The sequence below is a fragment of the Plantactinospora sp. ZYX-F-223 genome (genome assembly GCF_039649625.1).
In the GTDB taxonomy this organism is placed as follows: Bacteria; Actinomycetota; Actinomycetes; order Mycobacteriales; family Micromonosporaceae; genus Plantactinospora.
Map to the genome: position 1 here is coordinate 72,392 of NZ_JBDJAV010000038.1, position 19,588 is coordinate 91,979.

Below are 19,588 nucleotides of genomic sequence, written 5' to 3' on the forward strand. Positions count from 1 at the left end.
CCGCGACGGCACGAGCTCGTCGCCGGTGGACCCCGGAACGACACACCGCGTCAACGATGTGTTGACAAACTGCTCGCCCGGCCGGGACCATGCGCGAATGCGACCCGAGAACCGGCCCGGCGACGAGTTCCCCGACAGCATCTCGCCACAGCCCTCGACCACCGGACCCGACCGCGGTGCCCCGCCGACGATCGGGCCGGCGGACGAGGTCGACCGGCAGCTCGCCGCGTACGCGGCCGTGCTGGCCGCAGCGTCCGGGACCGGTGCCGGCCGGCCCGAGCCACTGGCCGCGTTACGACTGCTCGGCGGGTTGCGGGCCGGGCTGGACGAGGCGGAACGGCGGCTCGTCGAGGCCGCCCGGGAGCAGCGGGCGAGCTGGGCCCAGATCGCCACCGCGCTGGGACTGGCCAGCCGGCAGGCAGCCGAGCAGCGCTGGGTACGGCTCTCGGGCGCGGCGACCCGCGACCCGGCCCGGGTACGCGTCGAGCGCAAACGTCAACAGTCCGTTGACAGCACGTTTGGCGCGCAGATCAGCCGACTCCGAGCGGCAGTGGTAGCCGTGCACCGGCAACTGGGCGCGGAACCCGACCGGGACGACTGGCATCCCCGGGCCCGACTCGCGCGCACCACCCTCGGGCTGGCCGGCTCCGCCGATCCCGGCGGGCTGTACGCGCTGGCCGCCCAGGCCGTCGATGACCTCGAACGGGTCCCGGCCGAGCAGTTCGGCGGGGCACTGCCGGAAGCACGGGACCGGCTCCGCCGGGCGCTCGGCCAGGCCGCCCCGGCGCCCGAGCCGGACCAGTCCGGGGACCCGATCACACATTGAGTCGACCTGACTGAAGTTCTGGTTGACACAGTGCGACTGACCAACCGAGGATGTGAGTCTCTGTGACTCAATCCTCGGAGGTCCGACCGTGCGTACGGGACGGTGGCGCAGCCCGGAGCAGCGCAACACCCTGCTCTTCGTCGGCATCTCACTGAGCTCCGGATTCGGCGGTACCGCGCTGAACGTGGCCGCCGGGGTCTGGGTACTCGACCTCTCCGGCTCCAGCAGCCTGGCCGCGCTCACCGGCCTCTGCCTCTTCGCCCCGACACTGCTCGGCCCGGCCCTCGGCGCACTCGTCGACCGGATGCCCCGCAGGCGGTTGATCGTCTGGACCCACCTGCTCACCGCGGTCGCCGTACTCTCGCTGCTGGCGGTCCGTACCGATGGCCAGGTCTGGCTCGTCTACGCGGTGCTGCTCGGCTACGGCACCAGCCTCGTCCTGGTCGACGCCGCCGAGAACGCCCTGCTGCCCGCCGCGCTCCCACCGGCCGCCCTCGGCGGGGTCAACGGGTTGCGGACGAGCGCACAGGAAGGCGTGAAACTCGTCGCCCCGCTGGTCGGTGCGGGACTCTTCACCTGGCAGGGCGGATATCCGGTGGCCGCGCTCACCGCCGGGACGCTGGCCCTGGCCGCCGGCCTCTACACCCTGCTCCGGATCGGTCCGCGGCTCCCGTCGCCGCCGGGCCGCTCCACCGGCGGCCGGTCGGGACGGGCCGATCCCGACCTGCCCCCGGCACCGGAGCCGGCCGCCGAGCGCGGTACGCGGCGGCGGCCGGGCCGGAAGTGGCGCGTCCCGACCGGTGTCGCCGTCCTGTGCCGGGATCCCGCACTGCGGACATCCGTACTGATCGGATCCGTCACCATCGCGATGTCCGGGCTGACCACCGCCGCCGTCTACACCGTCGTCACCGAGGACCTGCACCAGCCCGCCGCCTTCGTCGGGGTGCTCTCCTCGGGGCAGGGCGCCGGATCGCTGCTCGGCGGCCTGGTCGTCGGCCGGCTGCTGCGTACCCGGGGAAGCCTCGCGGTCGGCGTACTCGGCGCCGCCCTGTTCGCGCTCGGCACCCTCGGCCGGGCGGTCCCCTGGTCTCCGGCGGCGGTGGCGTGCTCGGTGGTGGTCGGGATCGGCCTGCCCTGGACCCTGGTGGCCGCCGTGACGGCGGTGCAGTCCCGGACTCCCGAGGCGTTGCTCGGGCGGGTCTCCGGCACCGCCAACACCCTGCTCTTCGCACCGGTCGCGGTCGCCACTCCGGTGGGGGCGGCCCTGGTCCTGCCGGACCACCGCCTGCCACTGGTCGTCGCCGCCGTACTCTGCCTCGGCGTCGGGCTGGCCGCGCTCCGGTTGGCCCGACGCGCCCGTCGAGCCGGTACCCCGGAGGGCCCGGTCACGCCGCCGGTGGACGCCGTCCCGGGCCCGCACGCCCCGGACGGCGCCGGGGTCGGCACCGTTCCGGACGGGGGCGTGCCGGTCCGCTCCTGACCGGACGGGGAGTGCGACCCGCCAGCCGCCGTGCCGGGGGCCAGCGGGTCCCATCAGTGAACCTTTTTCAACCTCCCCTTGCGGTCCGGCGGACCGCAAGGGGCGGACGCGGTGCGTGAGCACCGCGCGGTCCAGGTTGAAAAAGGTTCAGTGGAGATCGGACACCATCACGTGGAGACGGCGAAGATGCCGGCCACCCCGAGCACGACCATCACCAACACCGCGACGAGGGCTCCGCGCTCGCTCTCCACCGCCGCCTGGTCCGGTCGGTCCCGCTCGGCGTCCATGATCTCGCTGGACATGCTGTCCTCCCCTGGTCGTCACCTGCTCGGACGGGCAGGACGACCACCGCCGTACCGGCTCCGACGTCCCCCGCCGGCTCACCGGTTTCCCGGCGCCTCTGCTGGTACGGCCGCCGGTCGTCCTCACCTGGGCACCCCGCACGGGCGCCTGGGCTGCCCGGAGGCCGCATGCGAGCACGGCCCCACCGTCACGCGCGATCGGGGCAACCCGACCTCGGAGTTGCCGCTCAGGCCGATCGGAAACCCGGTAGCGCGGCCCGATTCCGGGGTAGCCTGCCCCGCCCCGACCACCGGTACGGGCGGGGCGGCTGTGCCCCGGTGGTGGCGGCCGTACGTGCTGTCCGGTCGAGGCGCGACGACCCTGCCGGAGTCCGCCGTGTCCCGTCGAGGTCGACCGGCTACCGAACGAGCGCTCTGCGAAGGTTCAGCGCTGGATCCAGCCGGTCGGTACCAGGATCGGCTGGTCGGGCTCGCCGGCTGGCACCAGCCGGGCGATCCAGTCGGAGATCGTCGGCTCGCCCCGGGCAATCCAGCGGTCCCGCAGGGCGAGCGCGTCGGCGGCGTACCGGGCGGCGGACGGTCCGGACGCCTGCACCGAACCGTCGGCGAGCAGGCCCGCCCCGCCGCCGTGCACCTCGTCCAGCAGCACGCAGCCGCCGGGGCCGCCCCAACCGCCGGCCGGCCCGGCGCAGAAGGTGGTCCGCCGGTCCCAGGCCCCGACCGCGAACCACAGGTCGTGGTAGCGGAAGACGTCCAGCGGTGGATGCCAGCGGGGCGGGTGCCGCACGGTCGTCGGCGGCAGCGCGCCGGTCCGCCGGGGCGCCGGATGCGCTCCCGGATAGCGGGCGGCCAGCGGCCCGGCGGCCGACATGAACCCGGCCCGCAACTCGCCGCGCGCCTCGCCCATCCCCGGCCCGCCCGGCCGAATCCGCAGCACCGGGTGGTTCCCGGCGTGTTCGACCGGGGCGAGCAGGTAACCGTCCGGCCCGAGCTGGTCCAGCCAGCGCGGAGAGACGCCGGTCACCCCGACCGTGACCACCACCCGGTCGTACCCGGCCTCCGCCGGCACGCCGAGGTAACCGTCGCCGAGGCGTACGTCGACGGAGCCGGCCAGCCCGAACCGGCGCAGCGCGGCCTCGGCCCGCTCCACGACGTCCGGGGCGATGTCCATCGTGGTCACCCGGGCGCCCATGGTCGCCATCAGGGCCGCGTTGTAGCCGGTGCCGACGCCGATTTCCAGTACCCGGCTGCCGGGGCGCAGCTCCAGCGACTCGATCATCGCCGCCATCAGCGACGGCTGACTCGACGAACTGACCGGCACCCCGTCGGCGACCTTGGTCACCAGTGGATGGTTCCGGTAGACGAGGGGCAGGAAGTCGGGGTCGCCCGGCCCGACCCAGCGCCCGTCGCCACCGTCGAAGCCGGTCGCCACGAACTCCTCCCGGGGCACCGCGCCGAACGCCCGGACCAGGTCCTCGCCGCCGAGCAGTCCGTCCCGGCGCAGTCCCTCGACGTACCGGGCGCGCAGCTCGGCCGCGGAGGTCATGACCGGCCCGCCACGGCGGCCGCCGCCGGCCCGGACGACCTCAGCACCGGACCCAGCCCTCGCTGCCGGGCAGCGCGAACGACGAACGCGGCGAGTAGAACCCCCACAGCAACTCCAACGGGTTGGCCGGACGGAGCGCGAAGACGGGATGGTCCGGCGCGAGGAACTCCACCGACTCGATCTCGAACGGTGTGACCGGCTCGAAGACGTACGGGCAGGTGGCCCCGGTGAGCTGGCTGCCGAGCCGGCTGAGGTAGCGGACGTGTCCCCGGTAGACCCGGGTGACGTTGCGGCCGATCCGGGCGGTGGTGCGGATCAGCGCCACACCGTCGGCCTCGGTCACCGCCACCAGCGCCTGTCCGGTGATCTCGATCGTGGTCCGGCCGGCGGCGGCCGGCACGCCGCGTACCGCCGCCTGGGCCTGGGCGAGCGGGCTCGAACTCAGGTGGTGGGCGTACCAGCGGGCCCGGACCGAGTCGGCCAGGTCGAGGTCCGGGCCGAGTCCGGTCGCCGAGTAGCTGTCCAGCCCGGAGGTCTGGGCCGCGTCGTCCACCACGTACTGCTGGAGGAAGACCTGCCGGTTGGCCGGCAGTCGCAGGCCCGGCGGCACCATCGCCGCCACCGCCTCGGGATCCGCCGGCACCCAGCCGAAGTGGAGCATCCGGCAGTGCACGACCAGTTGCGGCGGAACAGGCTGGCTCAACAGGGCTCCTGTCGCGTCGGGATAGCCGCGACGCTACGACCGGCCCCGGGTGCAGACAAGCGCAGGCAAGACGGAAAGTCGACAGTCACCTCCGCCGGCTCAGACCGTTCGGGCCGCCCGGTCCAGGTAGGCCGGCACGTCGGCGGCGTGGAACACCCGCTCGCTCGGCTCGATCCGGGCCAGGAAGTCGGCGTACACCGCTGCCATCCGCAGCGCCGCCACCGGGCGGAGCAGCTCGACCGCGCGGGCCGGATCGCTGCCCGGCACGCTCGATTGCCAGCGCCGCGCCCAGGCCCGCCGCAGGTGGCCGGCCGGCTCCGGGTCGAGCCCTTCGGTCAGCCGCAGGATGTCGAAGCCGGGATGCCCGACGAACCCGTCCCCCCAATCGATGATCACCCGGTGGTCGCCGGCGATCCGCACGTTGCCGGGGTGCAGGTCGCCGTGGACCAGCACGTCCGGCAGGCCGCAGCGGGCCACCTCGGCCATCCGGTCCGGGAGCCCGTCCAGCAGCGGACGCACCGGCGCCAGGTCCGCGCCGTGCGCGGCGAGCCGGTCCCGTACGGTCCGGGCCAGCGCCGCCGCGCGCCGGTCCGGTACGCCCGCCGTGACCAGTGTCTCGACCTGCGCCGCCGAGGCGAGCTGGATCCGGTGCTGGTCGGCGGCGATCGCGTCCCGGCCCGCCGGGTCGAGACCGTAGCCGTCCTCGCCCGGCACGTGCTCCAGCAGCATCCGTCCACAGCCGTCCGCGGCCAGCAGCAGCGGCACCAGGTCGGGTACTGCCGTGCCGAGCCAGCGCAGCAGCACCGCCTCGTGGGCGAAGAATCCCGGTACCTGCTTGAGCCAGACCGGCGCACCGCCGCCGGCCCGACCGTCCGGCCCCGGCCCGTCGAGCCGCCAGATCGCCGACAGGTTCCAGGCCCGCTGCGGCACGCCGAGGTGCACACCCCGGCCGGCCCGGTGCAGTTCGGCGGCGGCCCAGCGCAGGCTCGCGGCCGGTCCGCCGGGCACCGCCCACGGCGCCCGCAGCGCCTCCCTCGACAGGTCCACATCGGACGGTGCCAGCGGTACGCCGGGCGGCAGTCCCGCACCCGGGTCGAGCTGCGCCAGATAGCCGACCGTACCGCCGTGCGGCGCGGGCCGGTCGGTGTGCAGCAGCCGCAGTACGGAGACGTCGATGCCGTACCGTGCCCGGGCCCCGGCCACCACGTCGGCGACCTCCTGCCACCAGGGCGCCGGCACGTCGTATTCCGGCAGCACGCCGAGTGGTCGGCCGTCGCCGTCCAGCAGGTGCAGCAGCACGGTCCGGGTCACGGCCACCAGGCTCTCGCCGGTCGGGTCCCGGCCGTACCCACCTGGCGGGCGTGCGCCGGGGGCAACGACTCCGACCAGCGGCGGCGCAGCCGGTCGAGGTCGGCCGGGGCGATCCGGCCGGGCAGCCGCAGCCGGGCCATGCCGCCGTCCGGGAAGACGTCCAGCCGGACCTCGGTGGCGGTCGGGACCGCGTCGACCGGAAACCGGTGCCGGGTGTCCGGCTGCAACCGGGTACGCGGCAGGATCTCGAACCAGGCCGCCTCGTCCGCCGGGTCGGCGACCCGGGTGTCGATCCCGCGCAGCGCCGCCGCTGCCGGTGCGTTGCCCTTGAAGTGGCTGGTGTCCAGCTCGACCTGCCGGACCTGGCCGGGGGCGGCCAGCCGGACCCGTACCCAGTCGTTGCCGTCGTCGCGCCGGCGGGCGGTCTCCCAGCCCTCGCCCATGGTCCGGGCCAGGCCGGGTGCGATCAACTGCCGTGGCGCACCGTAGAACATGTCGCTGCACCCGACCACCAGGCCGCCGTGCTCCAGCGCCGCGAGGTCGAGCTGCCCGTCGGGGAAGAGCGCCGGATCGGGTACGACCACACCGTGCACCCGCAGCCGGGCCACCCCGCCGTCGGGGTAGATCCGCAGCCGCACGTGCGTGTAGCGGTGCGGGTCGTCCACCTCGAACAGGTTACGACCATCCCCGCGCAACGCCGCCCGTGGCACCAGGGTCGTCCAGTCGGCACCGGCCAGCTCGGCCGGGTCGGGATATCCGACCATCCCGCACGCCTCCACCGAGGCGTACGGCGGGTAGTTGCCGACGAAGTGCGAGGTGTCCACCACTACGCCGGTGACGACGCCGGGGGCGCCGAGCCGGAGGATCGCCCAGTCGTGCCCGGGCTCCCGGCGGCGGCGGGTCTCCCAGCCGTCGTACACCTGGCCCTTGGCCCCGAAGGTGCCGGCGGCGAAGCCCGGCGGCGCGTCCGTGACCAGGTTGTCCCGGGCGGCGAAGAACTCGTCGTTGGCCGCCACCGCCCCGCCGCCGAGCGACCGCGCCGCCAGGTCCGGCAACTCCGTGAACGCGCTCATCCCCGCCCCTGCCCGGCCCGCCGCCCCGCCGGCCGGAGCCCATCCCCCGGGAAGCCGGGGTGACGGTCCGGCCGGGACAGCAGACGGCCCCGGGGCGGGTCCGCCGGTCCGACCGGCTCGCCGCGCAGCCAGGTGCCCCGGACCACCCCGGCCAGCCGACGCCCGGCGTACGGGGTGACCGGGTGCCGGTGCAGCAGCCGGGCCGGTTCGACGGTCCACTCCGCGTCCGGGTCCAGCGCCACCAGGTCGGCATCGGCACCGACCCGCAGCACCCCCTTGCCGGGCAGCCCGGCGATCTCGGCGGGCCGCCGTGCCATCCAGCGCACCAGGTCGACGAGACCGTGCCCGCGCCGCCGCGCCTCGGTCCAGACCACCGGCAGCCCGAGCTGCACCGAGGCGATCCCGCCCCAGGCCGCGCCGAAGTCCCCACTGTCGAGCCGCTTGAGCGCGGGCGGGCACGGGGAGTGGTCCGAGACGACGCAGTCGACCAGCCCGTCGGCCAGGCCGGCCCAGAGCGCCGCCCGGTTCGCCGCGTCCCGGATCGGCGGGCAGCACTTGAACTCGGTCGCCCCGTCCGGGATTTCGGCGGCCTCCAGGGTCAGGTAGTGCGGGCAGGTCTCCACGGTCACCCGTACCCCGGCGGAGCGGGCGGCGGCGACCGCCGGCAGCGCGTCGGCGGCCGACAGGTGCAGGATGTGCACCCGCCGGCCGGTCCGCCGGGCCGCCTCCAGCACCACCTCGACCGCTCGCCGCTCGGCGGCCGGCGGCCGGGAGCCGAGGAAGTCCGCGTACCGGGCGGAGGGCGGGGCGACCCCGATCCGGGCCGGGTCCTCGGCGTGCACCACGAAGAGCGCGTCGACGGCGGCCAGCGCCTCGCCCAGCCCGGCCGGGTCCAGCGGCGGGAACTCCGGCACCCCCGAGTCGACCAGGAACGCCTTGAACCCGAACACCCCGGCGGCGTGCAGGGCCGGCAGCTCGGCCAGGTGCGCCGGGACGGCACCGCCCCAGAACCCGACATCGACGTGGCACCGACCGCGCGCCGCAGCCCGCTTGGCGCGCAACGCCGGCACGGTGACGGTCGGCGGCACCGAGTTGAGCGGCATGTCGACGATCGTGGTGACCCCGCCAGCCAGCGCGGCCCGGGTCGCCGAGGCGAAGCCCTCCCACTCGGTCCGGCCCGGCTCGTTGACGTGCACGTGCGCGTCCACCAGCCCTGGCAGCAGGGCCAGGTCGCCGAGGTCGGTGCCGGGCACCGCGTCGTACCCGGCCACCCGGACGATCCGGCCGTCCCGTACGCAGATCGCCGCCGGCCGCTCGCCGTCGGGCAGTACCACCCGCCGGGACCGCAGCACCAGGTCGTACCCGCCCATCCGCTCCCCTCCCCCGAAGTCGCCGACGGCGGTCACACCGCCGACAGCGCGGCCCGGTCGTGCCCGGTCTCGGCCTCGGTCAGCGCACCGCAGTCCAGCCCGCGCAACAGGAAGCCGGCCAGCGCCCGGGCCGTCGCCGGCTCGTCCAGGATCCCGCTGGACCGCCGCCCGAGGTACGCCCGCAGCCGCGCCACCGCCGCCGCCCGCCCGTCCCGGAAGAACGCGTACGTGCCGGCGAACCGGGTCGGCAACTGGGCCGGGTGCAGGTCCCAGCCCTGGTAGTAGCCGCGTTCCAGCCCGCGCCGGACCAGCGCGGCGTGCTCCGCCCAGCCGGCCTGTACGGCAGCGGTGTCGCCGACCGGGAGCAGGTTGGTCGAGCCGTCGGAGAGCCGTACCCCGGTCTCGGCGGCGGCCACCTGCATCACCGCCTTGGCGAAGTCGGCCACCGGGTGCGCCGAGCTCTGCTGCCCGGCCGCGATCCCACAGGCGGCGCTGTAGTCGTAGGTGCCGTAGTGCAGTCCGGTGCACCGGCCGGCGGCCGCCCCGATCAACCGGCCCGGCGTCGCCAGCCCGTCCGGCCCGAGGATCGCCGCCGGCGTCTCGATCTGCACCTCGAAGCGCAGCCACCCGGCCGGCAGCCCGTACGCCGCCTCCAGCCGCTCGCAGAGCAGCACCATCGCCTCGACCTGGGCCGGCACGCTCACCTTCGGCAGCGTCACCACCAGCCGGCCGGCCGGGGGCAGCTCACCGCCGTCGCGCAGCGCGTCGAGGAAGAGGTCCAGGGTACGCACCGCCCGGCGCCGGAGCGCCCCGGTCAGGCTCTTGATCCGCAAGCCCAGAAAGGGCACCCCGAGCCCACCACCCGCCAGCCGCCCCGCCGCCCGGGCCGCCGCGTCCTCGGCCTCGTCCTCGCGTACCCCGTAGCCGTCCTCGAAGTCGATCCGCAGGTCCTCGATCGGCTCCCGGCGCAGCTTGTCGACCACCCGCTCGTGCAGCTCGGCCGGGTACGGCAGCGGCGGATGGTCCCGCAACGCGGCCAGCGCCGCCGCACCCCACTGGGCCACCAGCCCCGGATGGCAGCGGTCGGCCGGCACGTAGACGGTGTGCACCGGCTGCCGCCCCACCGGCTGCCCCGGATAGCGCCGCCGCAGCTCGGCGTCGACCGGCCCGAGCCGCGCGTCCAGCTCGGCGAGGACGTCCGGGGGCAGCCGGCCCATCAGCCGGTCCCGGTCAGGTGCTCGGGCCGGACCGGTACCCGGGCCAGCGGCAACCCGGTCGCCGCCCGGATCGCCGCCACGATCGCCGGAGTGGCCGAGATGGTCGGCGGCTCCCCCACCCCACGCAGCCCGTACGGGGCGTGCGGGTCGGCCAACTCCAGCACGTCGACCGCCATCGGCGGCACATCCAGGACGGTCGGGATCAGATAGTCGGTGAAGGACGGGTTCCGGATCACCCCGTCGACCACCTGGAGTTCCTCCATCAGCGCCAGCCCGAGCCCCTGGGCCGTGCCGCCGTGGATCTGCCCCAGCACCGCCTGCGGGTTGATCGCCCGGCCCACGTCCTGGGCGGTGGCGATCTCCACCACCCGGACCAGCCCGAGTTCGGGGTCCACGTCCACGGTGGCCCGGTGCGCCGCGAAGGCGTACTGCACGTGCGCGTCGCCCTGCCCGGTCACCGGGTCCAGCGGCCGGGTCGGGCGGTGCCGCCAGCGGACGGTCTCCTCGACCGGGCCGGCGCCGAGCAGGTCGACCAGCGTGCCGAGCGTGCGGCCGGCGGCGTCCCGCACCGCGCCACCGGCCAGCTCCAGCCCGCCCCCGTCGACCTGCCCGTCGCCGTCGTCACCAGCGCCACCCTCGTCACCACCGGCACCGGGCCCGCCGGCCAGCCGCGCGACCAGCGCCGCCCGGACCGCCCGGCAGGCCGCCCGCACCGCACCCCCGGTCATGTACGTCTGCCGGGACGCCGACGACGACCCCGCACTCCCCACCGTGGTGTCCGCGGTCGCCACCACCACCCGCTCGACCCCCAGCTCGGTCCGGGCGATCTGCGCCTGCACGGTGACCAGCCCCTGCCCCACCTCGGCCGCTGCCGTGTGCACCAACGCCGTCGGCTCGCCACCGATCAGCTCCAGCCGGACCCGCGCGGTCGCGTAGTCGTCGAACCCCTCGGAGAAGCAGACGTTCTTGATCCCGATCGCGTACCCGACCCCCCGGACCACCTGCTCCGGCGTGGTCGTGTTCGCCACCCCGCCCGGCAACTGCCGCGGATCGTCCCCGACGGGCGGCGGTGCCGGCCGGTCCCGCACCAGCTCCAGCAGCCGGGCCACCGGCGCCGGCCCCTCCACCACCTGCCCGGTCGGCATCACCCCGCCCTCGGCCAGCGCGTTGCGCACCCGCACCTGCACCGGATCCAGCCCCACCGCCTCGGCCAGCCGGTCCATCTGCGACTCGTACCCGAAGCACGCCTGCACCGCCCCGAACCCGCGCATCGCCCCGCACGGCGGGTTGTTGGTGTGCACCCCGTACGCGTCCACCGTCACGTTCGGCACCCGGTACGGTCCCACCCCGAGACTGGCCGCGTTCGCCACCACCGCCGGGGTCGTGGACGTGTACGCCCCGCCGTCCAGCAGGATCCGGGCCCGTACGTAGACCAGCTCGCCGTCCCGGGTCGCGCCGTGCTCGTACCGCAGGATCGCCGGGTGCCGGTGCACGTGCCCGACGAACGACTCCTCCCGGCCGTAGACCATCTTCACCGGCCGCCCGGTGCGCAACGCCAGCAGGCTGGCGTGCACCTGCATGGACAGGTCCTCCCGGGCACCGAACGCGCCACCCACCCCGGCCAGGCTCAGCCGCACCAACTCGGCCGGCAAGCCCAGCGCGGCGGCCACCTGCCGCTGGTCGGCGTGCAGCCACTGGGTGGCGACGTACAGCTCGACGCCGCCGTCCGGGGCCGGCACCGCCAGCCCGGACTCCGGCCCGAGGAACGCCTGGTCCTGCATGCCGACCCGGTACTCCCCGGTCACCACCACCTCGGCGACCGCCGCCGGATCACCCCGCCGGATCGGCACGTGCCGCACCAGCCGCCCACCGGCCAGCGCCGCCTCCGGATCCGTCACCGGCTCCCGCACGCGGTAGTCGACCACGATCCGCCGCACCGCCCGGCGCGCGGTCTCCGGATGGTCGGCGGCCACGATCGCCACCGGCTCCCCCCGGTAACAGACCTCGTCGACCGCCAGCACCGGCTGGTCGGCGACATCCAGCCCGTAGTACCGGTCCCCCGGCACGTCCTCGGCGGTCAGCACCGCGTACACCCCCGGCACGGCGAGCGCCGCGCCGACGTCGATCCCCCGGATGGTCGCCGACGGGTGCGGGCTGCGCAGCGTGGCACCCCAGAGCATGTCGTCGGCCCACAGATCGGACGAGAACGCGAACTCCCCGCGCACCTTCAGCGCCCCGTCCGGCCGTACCGGACTGGCCCCGATCCCCTGGGACGCCGGGGCCGCACGTTCCGGCGCGGCCTCGGCCACCGAGGGTCGGGGGGCCGGGTGACCCGCGTCGGGATCAAGCCTGACCGACCAGGGCGGGTCACCCGGCCCCCCGACCCCGACCGCGCCCACCGGCAACCCGGAACCTCCGGACGCCACGCCGGTCATCGTCGTGCCTTCCGGACCACCGAACGATGCGCCCGCCGAACCCCCCGCGCCAACTCCCGCTCGTCGGCAGTCCGCAGCTCACCGTCGTCCACCACGACCTCACCCCCGACCAACAGCAGGTCCACCGGTGCCGGCGGCCCGAACACCAGCGCCGCCACCGGGTCGTCGATCCCGACGTGCCCCAGCCCGTCCAACCGCCACAGCACCACGTCCGCGAGCTTGCCGACCTCCAGCGAGCCGAGCTGGTCACCCCGGCCCAGGCAGCGCGCCCCGCCGATGGTGCCGAGCGCCAACGCCTCCCGGGCGGTCAACGCCGCCGCGCCACCCCGCAGCCGGGCCGCGTAGAGCGCCTGCCGCAGCTCCGCACCGAGCTGACCGGCCTCCTGCGACGCCGGTCCGTCCACACCGAGCCCGACCGGCACCCCCCGGTCCAGCAGTTCCCGGACCCGCGCGACACCGGCCCCGAGCCGGGCGTTCGAGCTGGGACAGTGCGCGACCGAGGTCCCCGTCCGGGCCAGCGCGTCCAGCCCGGCGTCGTCCAGGTGTACGCCGTGCGCCAGCCAGACGTCCGGGCCGAGCCAGCCGAGCCGTTCGGCGTACTCGACCGGGGTGCAGCCGTGGGTCTGCCGGCAGTACTCCTCCTCGTCGACGGTCTCGGCGAGATGGGTGTGCAGCCGTACGCCCCGGCGCCGGGCCAGCGCCGCCGCCTCGGCCATCAGCTTCGGCGTGGCGCTGAACGGCGAGCAGGGCGCCACCGCCACCCGCAGCATCGCGTCGTCGGCCGGGTCGTGGTAGCGGTCGATCGCCTCCTCGGTGGCGACCAGCGCCGTCTCGGTCTCCTCGACGATCCCGTCCGGCGGCAGCCCGCCCGACGACACCCCGAGATCCATCGACCCCCGGCACGGATGGAACCGCAGCCCCAGCCCCCGGGCCGCCTCGACCTGGGCGGCCATCAGGTCACCCGCCCCGGCCGGATGGATGTAGTGGTGGTCGGTGCTGGTGGTGCAGCCGTGCAGCGCCAGCCAGCCGAGTCCGGCGGCGGTGGTCGCGGCCACCACCTCGGCGTCCAGCCCGGCCCAGACCGGATAGAGCGCCGTCAGCCAGCCGAACAGCTCCTCCTGCTGCGCCATCCCCCGGGTCGCCCACTGGTAGAGGTGGTGGTGGGTGTTGACCAGGCCGGGGGTGGCGAGGCAGCCGGTGCCGTCGATCCGGCGTACCGAGCGGTGGTAGCGGGGGGCGTGGCCGGGGCCGACCGCGACGATCCGGCCCTCGTCCAGCACCAGGTGCCCGTCGGAGTACTCGGTGCCGGCCGGGTCGACCGTGGCGACCGCGCAGTTCTCGATGATGATCACGACTCGTGCTCCCGCCCGGCGGCCAGACGTACCGCCGTCAGGATCTTCTCGTATCCGGTGCACCGGCACAGGTTGCCGGCCAACGCCTCCCGGATCTCCTCCTCGGCCGGGGACGGCGTCCGGGCCAGCAGGTCGTGTACCGCGACGACCAGTCCCGGGGTACAGAATCCGCACTGCACGGCGCCGGCGGCGACGAACGCCCGCTGCACCCGGTCGAGTTCGCCGGGCCCCGGACCGAGCCCCTCCACGGTGACCACTTCGCGACCCCGGGCCTGCCCGGCCGGCACCAGGCAGGCGCAGACCGGCTCCCCGTCCAGGTAGACCGTGCAGGAGCCGCACTCGCCCTGCTCGCAGGCGTTCTTGGCACCGGGCAGGCCGAGCCGCTCCCGCAGGACGTGCAGCAGGCTCTCCCCGGCCCACACGTCGTCGGCCCGGCGCGGCTCGCCGTTGACCACACACTCGATCCTCACCCGTCACCCCCTCCCCGTCGGTGTTCCGCCCAGGCCCGCTGCACGGCCCGCCGGGCCAGTACGCCGAGCGCGTGCCGGCGGTAGGCGGCGGTGCCGCGTACGTCGTCGATCGGGCTGGCCGCCGCCGCGACCAGCTCGCCGAACCGGCGGGCCAGCGGCTCCGGCAGTGCGGCCCGGGCCGCCCAGGGCAGCTCGGCGGCGAGCAGCTCCTCGGCCGCCGGTGCCCGGACCGGGGTCGGGGCCGCGGAACCGATCCCGGTGCCGACCGTCCGGCTCGCCGGGCGCAGCGCCAGCGCGAACGAACAGACCGCGATCACCATGGCGTTCCTGGTGCCGACCTTGGCGAACTGCTCCGGCCCACCGTCCGGCGGCAGCAGGACCGCCGCGATCAGCTCGTCCGGGGCCAGCACGCTGCGCTTCGGCCCGGTGCAGAAGCCGGCGACCGGCACCCGACGGACGCCCCGGACCGAGGCCAGTTCCACCAGCGCCCCGGCGGCGAGCAGCGGCGGCAGCGCGTCTCCGGCCGGTGACGCCGAGCCGAGGTTGCCACCGACGGTGCCCCGGTTGCGGATCTGCGCCGAACCGACCGTCCGGGCCGCCATCGCCAGCCCCGGCACCCGGCCAGCCAGTTCGCTGACGATCCGCCGGTACGGCACCCCGGCGCCGAGCCGTAGCAGGCCGTCCTCAATGCCCCAGTCGGCCAGCCCGGCGACCCGGCCCAGGTCGAGCAGGGCCGGTGGGCGACGCCGGGCGAAGTTCAGCTCCACCATCACGTCGGTGCCGCCGGCCACCGGCAGCGCCTCCGGGTACGCCGCCCGGGCGGCCAGCGCCTCGGCCCAGCTCTCCGGTTGCAGGAACTCCATCTCCGGTTGTGGGACGACCATCAGTCCGGCCCGCCGTCCCGGGCCGCCGCCCCCGGCGGGCCGCCCCGCGGTGCCGCCGTCCCGTCCGCCGCCGACCCGGTCCCGCCCTGCGGTGCCCCGGTCCCGTCCCCCGTCGACCGGGTCCCGTCCCCCGGTGTGCGGGTCCCCTCCTCCGGTGTGCGGGTCAGCGTCCCCTCGATCAGCCCGTACGGCCGGTCGGTGGCCACGAACACCTCACCCGGGTTGTCCAGCCCGAACGGCGCCAGGTCCACCAGCAGGTGGTGCCGGTTGGGCAGTGCCAACCGCAGCTGCGCGACCTCCGGGCGCTCGGCCAGCACCCGGCGCCCCATCGCGTACAGGGTCTGTTGCAGCGAGCGGCTGTAGGTTTCCACGAACGCGCCGACCAGCGCGGCCCGCACCCCGGCGTACGACTGCGCCCAGTCCCGCCCCCGGTCGGCCAGGCCGGCGTCGCGGTGCCGCCACCGCGCCTCGACGGCGGTGGCCAGGATCCGGTCGTCGGTCTCCGGCAAGGTCGTGTACCGGTCCTTCAGGTAACCCCTGAACTCCGAGTCGGTGCTGTTCAGCAGCACCAGCCCGGAGATACCGGACTCCACGGTGCTGCCGTCGCCTTCCACCGTCACCGTGGCGGTACGGCTCTCGGCGCCGTCGCGCTGGAAGGAGTGCGGGCCGAGCCGCTGCCAGCCGTGCTCGGTCAGCTCCACCCGGGCCCGGGTGATCGCCGGCGCGCTCCGGACGAAGTGCCGGGCGAGCAGCAGGCCGAACTCCTCGGGCTGGTCGACGCCGTGCTCGCGGGCGAAGGCGTACACGGTGTTCTTCTGCGAGTCGGTGGGCAGCACGTGCGCGTTGTCGCCGCTGCGGTGCACCTCGTCGAGGTCGCCGCCGAGCGCGATGCTGACGGTCAGGTCGCGCAGGTCGTGCCGCGGCCCGTCGCGGCGTACCCGGACCAGCCGCACCTCGGCCTTGCCGTACTGGTTGGCGCCGAGCACGATCGCCACCGCCCGCCTCCTCAGCTTCCCCGGTAGGTGGTGTAGCCGTACGGACTGAGCAGCAGCGGTACGTGGTGGTGCCGGTCCGGCTCGGTGACCTGGAAGGCGACGACGATCTCCGGGAAGAACGCCGTGCCGGGCGGAAAGTGGCCCTCGACCTGGAACACCAGCCGGTAGCCGCCGGCCTGCCAGCCCCGCAGCGGCAGCCGGTCCAGCAGCGGCGTCCAGCCGGTCAGCCGGCCGCCGGAGTCGGTCCGGCCGTGTGCCACCGCCGTCCAGCCGCCGCTGTCCCGCCGGTCCAGCCGGACCGGGACGTCGGCGGCCGGCTCGCCGCGTACGGTGTCCAGCACGTGTGTGGAGATCCGGATCAGACCGTCCGGCGCGCTCGTCCGGTCGTCGGTCACGAGAGCAGCCTCCTCAGCCGGAGCAGCGCGATCTGCCGCAGTTCGTCCCGGACCACCCCGCGTTCGGTGTCCGGATCGTTGCCGAGCCGCCGCCGGGCCGTTGCGAGCAGTTCCGCGTCGGTCCGGCCGTTGGCGAAGACCAGGAAGAGGTGTCCGAACCGCTGCTCGTACTCCCGGTTGACCCGGGCGAGCGCGGCCCGGGTGTCCCGGTCGGCACCGTCGAGGCCGGACTGTTCCCGGCGGGACCAGGCCGACTCCCGGCCGGTGCCGGTCGGCCGCTCGCCGATCCGCGGGTGCGCGGCCAGCGCCCCCGCCACCTCCGGCCAGTCCAGCCGCCGCAGCGCGGCGTCGGCCACCGCGACCAGCGCCGCCACGTCCGGGTACGGCCGTCCGGCCGCCACCGCCCGGGCCCAGGTCGGTACGGCGCAGCAGGCGAGCAGCTCCGTCTCGGCCTCGGCGGCGGAGCGCCGGTTGAACTCGTCCAACATCGCGCTGACGGTGGCCACCCGGATCACCTCCTGCGGTCGGGAGAAGTACAACAGCCGGGTGGTGGCCTGGTGAATCGGCGCGAACACCGAAACCACGGCCGCCCGCCGTATCGTTTTCGTAGGTTCCTCCAACCGGCCTCCGCCGGGATCGGACGGGTACGCGATGCTGCTGCGCGAGGCGCTGGACCGGCCCCAGTTGCGACTGACCCTGCTCACCGGCGAGGCCGAACTGGACCGAACGGTCAGCCGGGTGTACGTCACCGACCTGCCCGATCCACGTCGCTACCTCTCCGGCGGCGAGATCGTGCTGACCGGGCTGATGTGGCGCCGCCGGGCCGGTGACTCGGACGGGTTCGTGGCCGCCTGCGCCGCCGCCGGGGTCACCGCGATCGGGGCCGGCGACGCGGCGTACGGGTCCGTGCCGGTGGACCTGGTGACGGCGTGCCGGCGGTACGGAGTACCGCTGTTCGAGGTCCCGGTCGAGGTCTCCTTCCGGGACATCATCGACGAGGTGACCCCGACGCTGTGGGCGCGCCGGGCGAACGGGCTGGCGACGGTGCTCGGCCGGTACCGGGGTCTGGTCGCGGCGATGGCCGGCGGTGCCCGGCTGGCCGACCTGCTCCAGCCGGTCGCCGCCGATCTCGGCGTCGACTGCTGGGTGCTGACCTCGACCGGGCGGACCGTCGCGGGTACCGGGCCGCTTCCGTCCGACGCCAGCCGCCGGTTGGCGACCTCGTTCCTGGCCGCCGGCCGGCTGCCGGCCCTGGTCGAGGTCGGCGCCCGGCGGATCTGGCTGGTCGCCGTCTCCGGCCGTCCCGAGCACCGGCTCGCCGCCTGGCTGCTGGCCTGCGCGGTCCGGCACACCGGACCGTCCGATGCCGACGGTGTTGTCCCGCCCGCGGCCGCCGGCTCCGCTACCGGCGCCGCCCCGTCCACGGTTGCCGCCGGCGCCGCCCGGTCCACGGTCGCCGATGCCGTTCCGCCGCCCGGGCTACCCGAGGCGGCGGCCGAGCTGGTCAGCCTGGTGGCGCTGGAACGGGCCCACGCCGACGAGGCGGGCCGGGTGGAACGGCGGCTCGCCGACCAGCTCGGTACGGCCCTGTCCACCGCCGCCTCCCCGGCGGAGCTGCGCGCCGCGCTGTTCTCCGGCGGGCTGCCACCCCGGTCGACCCTGCTGGTGCTGGCCGTCCGGCTGACCGGGCTGACCACACCCCCCGAGCTGGCGGTCGCGGTCACCGAGGAAATCGTCCGGTCGACGCCCCTGCCCGCCATGGTCACCGGCACCGCCCGCCCCGGGACGGTGCTCGCCGTGCTGGCGGGCGGGCGGACCGAACTGGCCGGGGTTCCCGACGCGGTCCGGGGCACGGTCGCGGGGCTGGTGCCGGGGCTCGGCGCCGGGCGGCTCACGGTGGGGATCAGCGGGCCGGCTGCCGAACCGGATGCCCTGGCAGGCGCGGTGGAGCAGGCCGAGCACGCCCTGACGACAGCGCTGGCGGATCCCACCCCCGGCACTGTGCTCTCGGCCGGTGACCTCGCCTCGCACCTGCTGCTGCTCAGCGGCGTACCGCCGGAGGCGAGGCGGGCGTTCCGGGACCGGCTGCTCGGCCCGGTGCTGGCCTACGACCGTGCACACCACGCCGACCTGGTCAGTACGTTGGACGAGTTCCTGGCCTGTTCCGGTTCGTGGAGTCGGGCGGCCGAACGGCTGCACCTGCACGTCAACACCCTGCGCTACCGGATCGGCCGGATCGAGCAGCTCACCGGGCGTGACCTGTCCCGGTTTCCCGACCGGGTCGACTTCTATCTCGCGCTGCGCCTACCGCACTGACCCGCCGCTCTGCCCCGGTGCCACGCCGCCGGTCGGGACGCCGGACCGGCCGCCACGTCGCGGCCACCGCCTTACCGCCATCACGTCACGGTCGAGCATCACGACGATCGAGCATCACGACGGTCGGAGCGTCACGACGGTCGGAGCGTCACGACGGTCGGAGCGTCACGACGGTCGGAGCGTCACGACGGTCGGAGCGTCACGGCACGGTCGCCGGTGGCACGTCGAGGTCCGCGTCGTCCGCGACGTCGTCGCAGGGTACGACCGACAGCCGCGCCTCGTGCCGGCGGAGGTAGCGCCGGGCACCGACGTCGCCGACCGCCAACTCGGCCACGCCGGGCCAGTGTGCCCGGCCGAGCAGTACCGGATGGCCGCGCCGGGCGCCGTACCCGGCCATGCCGAGCGCGTCCGGTTCGGCGATCTCGACCAGCCGGCTGACCGCCTCGGCGGTGATCCCCGGCATGTCGACCAGCAGGACCACCACCGCGACGGCGCCGGAGTCCCGCAGCGCGGCCAGCCCGGCGCGCAGCGAGGAGCCCATCCCGGTCGCCCACTCCGGGTTCTCCACCGGTACGGCGTCGCCGAGTTCCGCCCGGGACCGGACGGTCGGCGCGGCGGCGCCGAGCACCGCGACCACCGGCCCGCAGCCACCGGCGCGGGCGACCTGGACCGCCCGTTCGACCAGCAGTCGGCCGTCCAGCCGGACCAGTGCCTTGGGCCCGCCGTAGCGCCGCCCGGCACCGGCGGCGAGCACCAGCCCGGCGACCCGTTCGGTGGTGACCGGTCCAGCGCCGGACGGTTCCTGCCGGTGCGCTCTGGGCTCGTCCGGGGCGAGATGGGTCACGGTCGGAGCCTAGTTCAGGCGCGAGACCTCGGCGAAGTTCCGCTTATAGGGCGCTTTACCCCTTTTATA

General features: G+C 75.4%; 18 protein-coding genes. 3 read left to right on the forward strand and 15 right to left on the reverse strand.

Annotation, left to right across the window (positions count from 1 at the left end):
- Positions 1-97 precede the first annotated feature (97 nt).
- The gene (locus tag AAH979_RS31515; RefSeq protein ID WP_346261767.1) at positions 98-826 is read left to right on the forward strand and encodes a hypothetical protein; all 729 of its coding nucleotides are present in this window, start codon (positions 98-100) and stop codon (positions 824-826) included.
- Positions 827-914: 88 nt separating this feature from the next.
- Positions 915-2,306 (forward strand): MFS transporter, encoded by a 1,392-nt coding sequence (locus AAH979_RS31520; RefSeq protein ID WP_346261768.1) that lies wholly within the window; start codon positions 915-917, stop codon positions 2,304-2,306.
- A 167-nt stretch (positions 2,307-2,473) separates the two neighbouring features.
- Here the strand turns inward: AAH979_RS31520 and AAH979_RS31525 are convergent, their stop codons facing one another.
- From AAH979_RS31525 to uraD, 14 genes are all read right to left on the reverse strand, one after another.
- On the reverse strand, positions 2,474-2,608 hold the full coding sequence (locus AAH979_RS31525) for a hypothetical protein (RefSeq protein WP_318397515.1): 135 nt from the start codon (positions 2,606-2,608) through the stop codon (positions 2,474-2,476).
- 424 nt (positions 2,609-3,032) lie between these two features.
- Positions 3,033-4,154 carry a methyltransferase domain-containing protein gene (locus AAH979_RS31530; RefSeq protein WP_346261769.1) on the reverse strand — a complete coding sequence of 374 codons (1,122 nt, stop codon included), beginning with the start codon at positions 4,152-4,154 and terminating at the stop codon, positions 3,033-3,035.
- A 40-nt stretch (positions 4,155-4,194) separates the two neighbouring features.
- Complete coding sequence (locus tag AAH979_RS31535; protein WP_346261770.1) at positions 4,195-4,857, reverse strand: hypothetical protein; 663 nt, start codon at positions 4,855-4,857, stop codon at positions 4,195-4,197.
- A 99-nt stretch (positions 4,858-4,956) separates the two neighbouring features.
- Positions 4,957-6,168: an aminoglycoside phosphotransferase family protein gene (locus tag AAH979_RS31540; protein ID WP_346261771.1), complete on the reverse strand. Its 1,212-nt coding sequence runs from the start codon at positions 6,166-6,168 to the stop codon at positions 4,957-4,959.
- A complete protein-coding gene (gene alc, locus AAH979_RS31545; protein WP_346261772.1) occupies positions 6,165-7,241 on the reverse strand; it encodes an allantoicase in 1,077 nt (358 codons plus the stop codon). The genes AAH979_RS31540 and alc overlap by 4 nt, the downstream gene beginning before the upstream one ends.
- Complete coding sequence (gene allB, locus AAH979_RS31550) at positions 7,238-8,611, reverse strand: allantoinase AllB (RefSeq protein WP_346261773.1); 1,374 nt, start codon at positions 8,609-8,611, stop codon at positions 7,238-7,240. The genes alc and allB overlap by 4 nt, the downstream gene beginning before the upstream one ends.
- A gap of 32 nt (positions 8,612-8,643) precedes the next feature.
- A complete protein-coding gene (locus tag AAH979_RS31555; RefSeq protein ID WP_346261774.1) occupies positions 8,644-9,828 on the reverse strand; it encodes a hypothetical protein in 1,185 nt (394 codons plus the stop codon).
- The gene (gene pucD / locus AAH979_RS31560) at positions 9,828-12,254 is read right to left on the reverse strand and encodes a xanthine dehydrogenase subunit D (RefSeq protein WP_346261775.1); all 2,427 of its coding nucleotides are present in this window, start codon (positions 12,252-12,254) and stop codon (positions 9,828-9,830) included. Before pucD ends, AAH979_RS31555 begins: the two co-directional genes overlap by 1 nt.
- A gap of 5 nt (positions 12,255-12,259) precedes the next feature.
- A complete protein-coding gene (locus tag AAH979_RS31565) occupies positions 12,260-13,615 on the reverse strand; it encodes an 8-oxoguanine deaminase (RefSeq protein WP_346261776.1) in 1,356 nt (451 codons plus the stop codon).
- Complete coding sequence (locus AAH979_RS31570) at positions 13,612-14,085, reverse strand: (2Fe-2S)-binding protein (protein WP_346261777.1); 474 nt, start codon at positions 14,083-14,085, stop codon at positions 13,612-13,614. Before AAH979_RS31570 ends, AAH979_RS31565 begins: the two co-directional genes overlap by 4 nt.
- The gene (locus tag AAH979_RS31575; protein ID WP_346261778.1) at positions 14,082-14,969 is read right to left on the reverse strand and encodes an FAD binding domain-containing protein; all 888 of its coding nucleotides are present in this window, start codon (positions 14,967-14,969) and stop codon (positions 14,082-14,084) included. Before AAH979_RS31575 ends, AAH979_RS31570 begins: the two co-directional genes overlap by 4 nt.
- A complete protein-coding gene (pucL, locus tag AAH979_RS31580) occupies positions 14,969-15,964 on the reverse strand; it encodes a factor-independent urate hydroxylase (protein WP_346261779.1) in 996 nt (331 codons plus the stop codon). Before pucL ends, AAH979_RS31575 begins: the two co-directional genes overlap by 1 nt.
- Positions 15,965-15,975: 11 nt before the next feature.
- Entirely contained in the window at positions 15,976-16,359 is a 384-nt protein-coding gene (uraH, locus tag AAH979_RS31585) for a hydroxyisourate hydrolase (protein ID WP_346261780.1), read from the reverse strand.
- Positions 16,356-16,934: a 2-oxo-4-hydroxy-4-carboxy-5-ureidoimidazoline decarboxylase gene (gene uraD, locus AAH979_RS31590; protein ID WP_346261781.1), complete on the reverse strand. Its 579-nt coding sequence runs from the start codon at positions 16,932-16,934 to the stop codon at positions 16,356-16,358. The genes uraH and uraD overlap by 4 nt, the downstream gene beginning before the upstream one ends.
- Before the next feature lie 76 nt (positions 16,935-17,010).
- On the opposite strand from uraD, the gene AAH979_RS31595 reads away from it, so the two are divergent.
- Positions 17,011-18,675, forward strand: coding sequence for a PucR family transcriptional regulator ligand-binding domain-containing protein (locus AAH979_RS31595; protein ID WP_346261782.1), 1,665 nt, complete (start codon positions 17,011-17,013; stop codon positions 18,673-18,675).
- A gap of 199 nt (positions 18,676-18,874) precedes the next feature.
- On the opposite strand, the gene AAH979_RS31600 is transcribed toward AAH979_RS31595, so the two are convergent.
- Complete coding sequence (locus AAH979_RS31600) at positions 18,875-19,519, reverse strand: nucleotidyltransferase family protein (RefSeq protein ID WP_346261783.1); 645 nt, start codon at positions 19,517-19,519, stop codon at positions 18,875-18,877.
- Positions 19,520-19,588: the final 69 nt, after the last annotated feature.

What these genes read in the sequence shown, in the direction of transcription:
- AAH979_RS31530 (WP_346261769.1), bottom strand. Translation starts at nt 4,154, where the DNA reads ATGACCTCCGCGGCCGAGCTGCGCGCCCGGTACGTCGAGGGACTGCGC.
- allB (WP_346261773.1), bottom strand. Translation starts at nt 8,611, where the DNA reads ATGGGCGGGTACGACCTGGTGCTGCGGTCCCGGCGGGTGGTACTGCCC.
- AAH979_RS31595 (WP_346261782.1), top strand. Translation starts at nt 17,011, where the DNA reads ATGCTGCTGCGCGAGGCGCTGGACCGGCCCCAGTTGCGACTGACCCTG.
- AAH979_RS31525 (WP_318397515.1), bottom strand. Translation starts at nt 2,608, where the DNA reads ATGTCCAGCGAGATCATGGACGCCGAGCGGGACCGACCGGACCAGGCG.
- alc (WP_346261772.1), bottom strand. Translation starts at nt 7,241, where the DNA reads ATGAGCGCGTTCACGGAGTTGCCGGACCTGGCGGCGCGGTCGCTCGGC.
- AAH979_RS31555 (WP_346261774.1), bottom strand. Translation starts at nt 9,828, where the DNA reads ATGGGCCGGCTGCCCCCGGACGTCCTCGCCGAGCTGGACGCGCGGCTC.
- AAH979_RS31515 (WP_346261767.1), top strand. Translation starts at nt 98, where the DNA reads ATGCGACCCGAGAACCGGCCCGGCGACGAGTTCCCCGACAGCATCTCG.
- AAH979_RS31575 (WP_346261778.1), bottom strand. Translation starts at nt 14,969, where the DNA reads ATGGTCGTCCCACAACCGGAGATGGAGTTCCTGCAACCGGAGAGCTGG.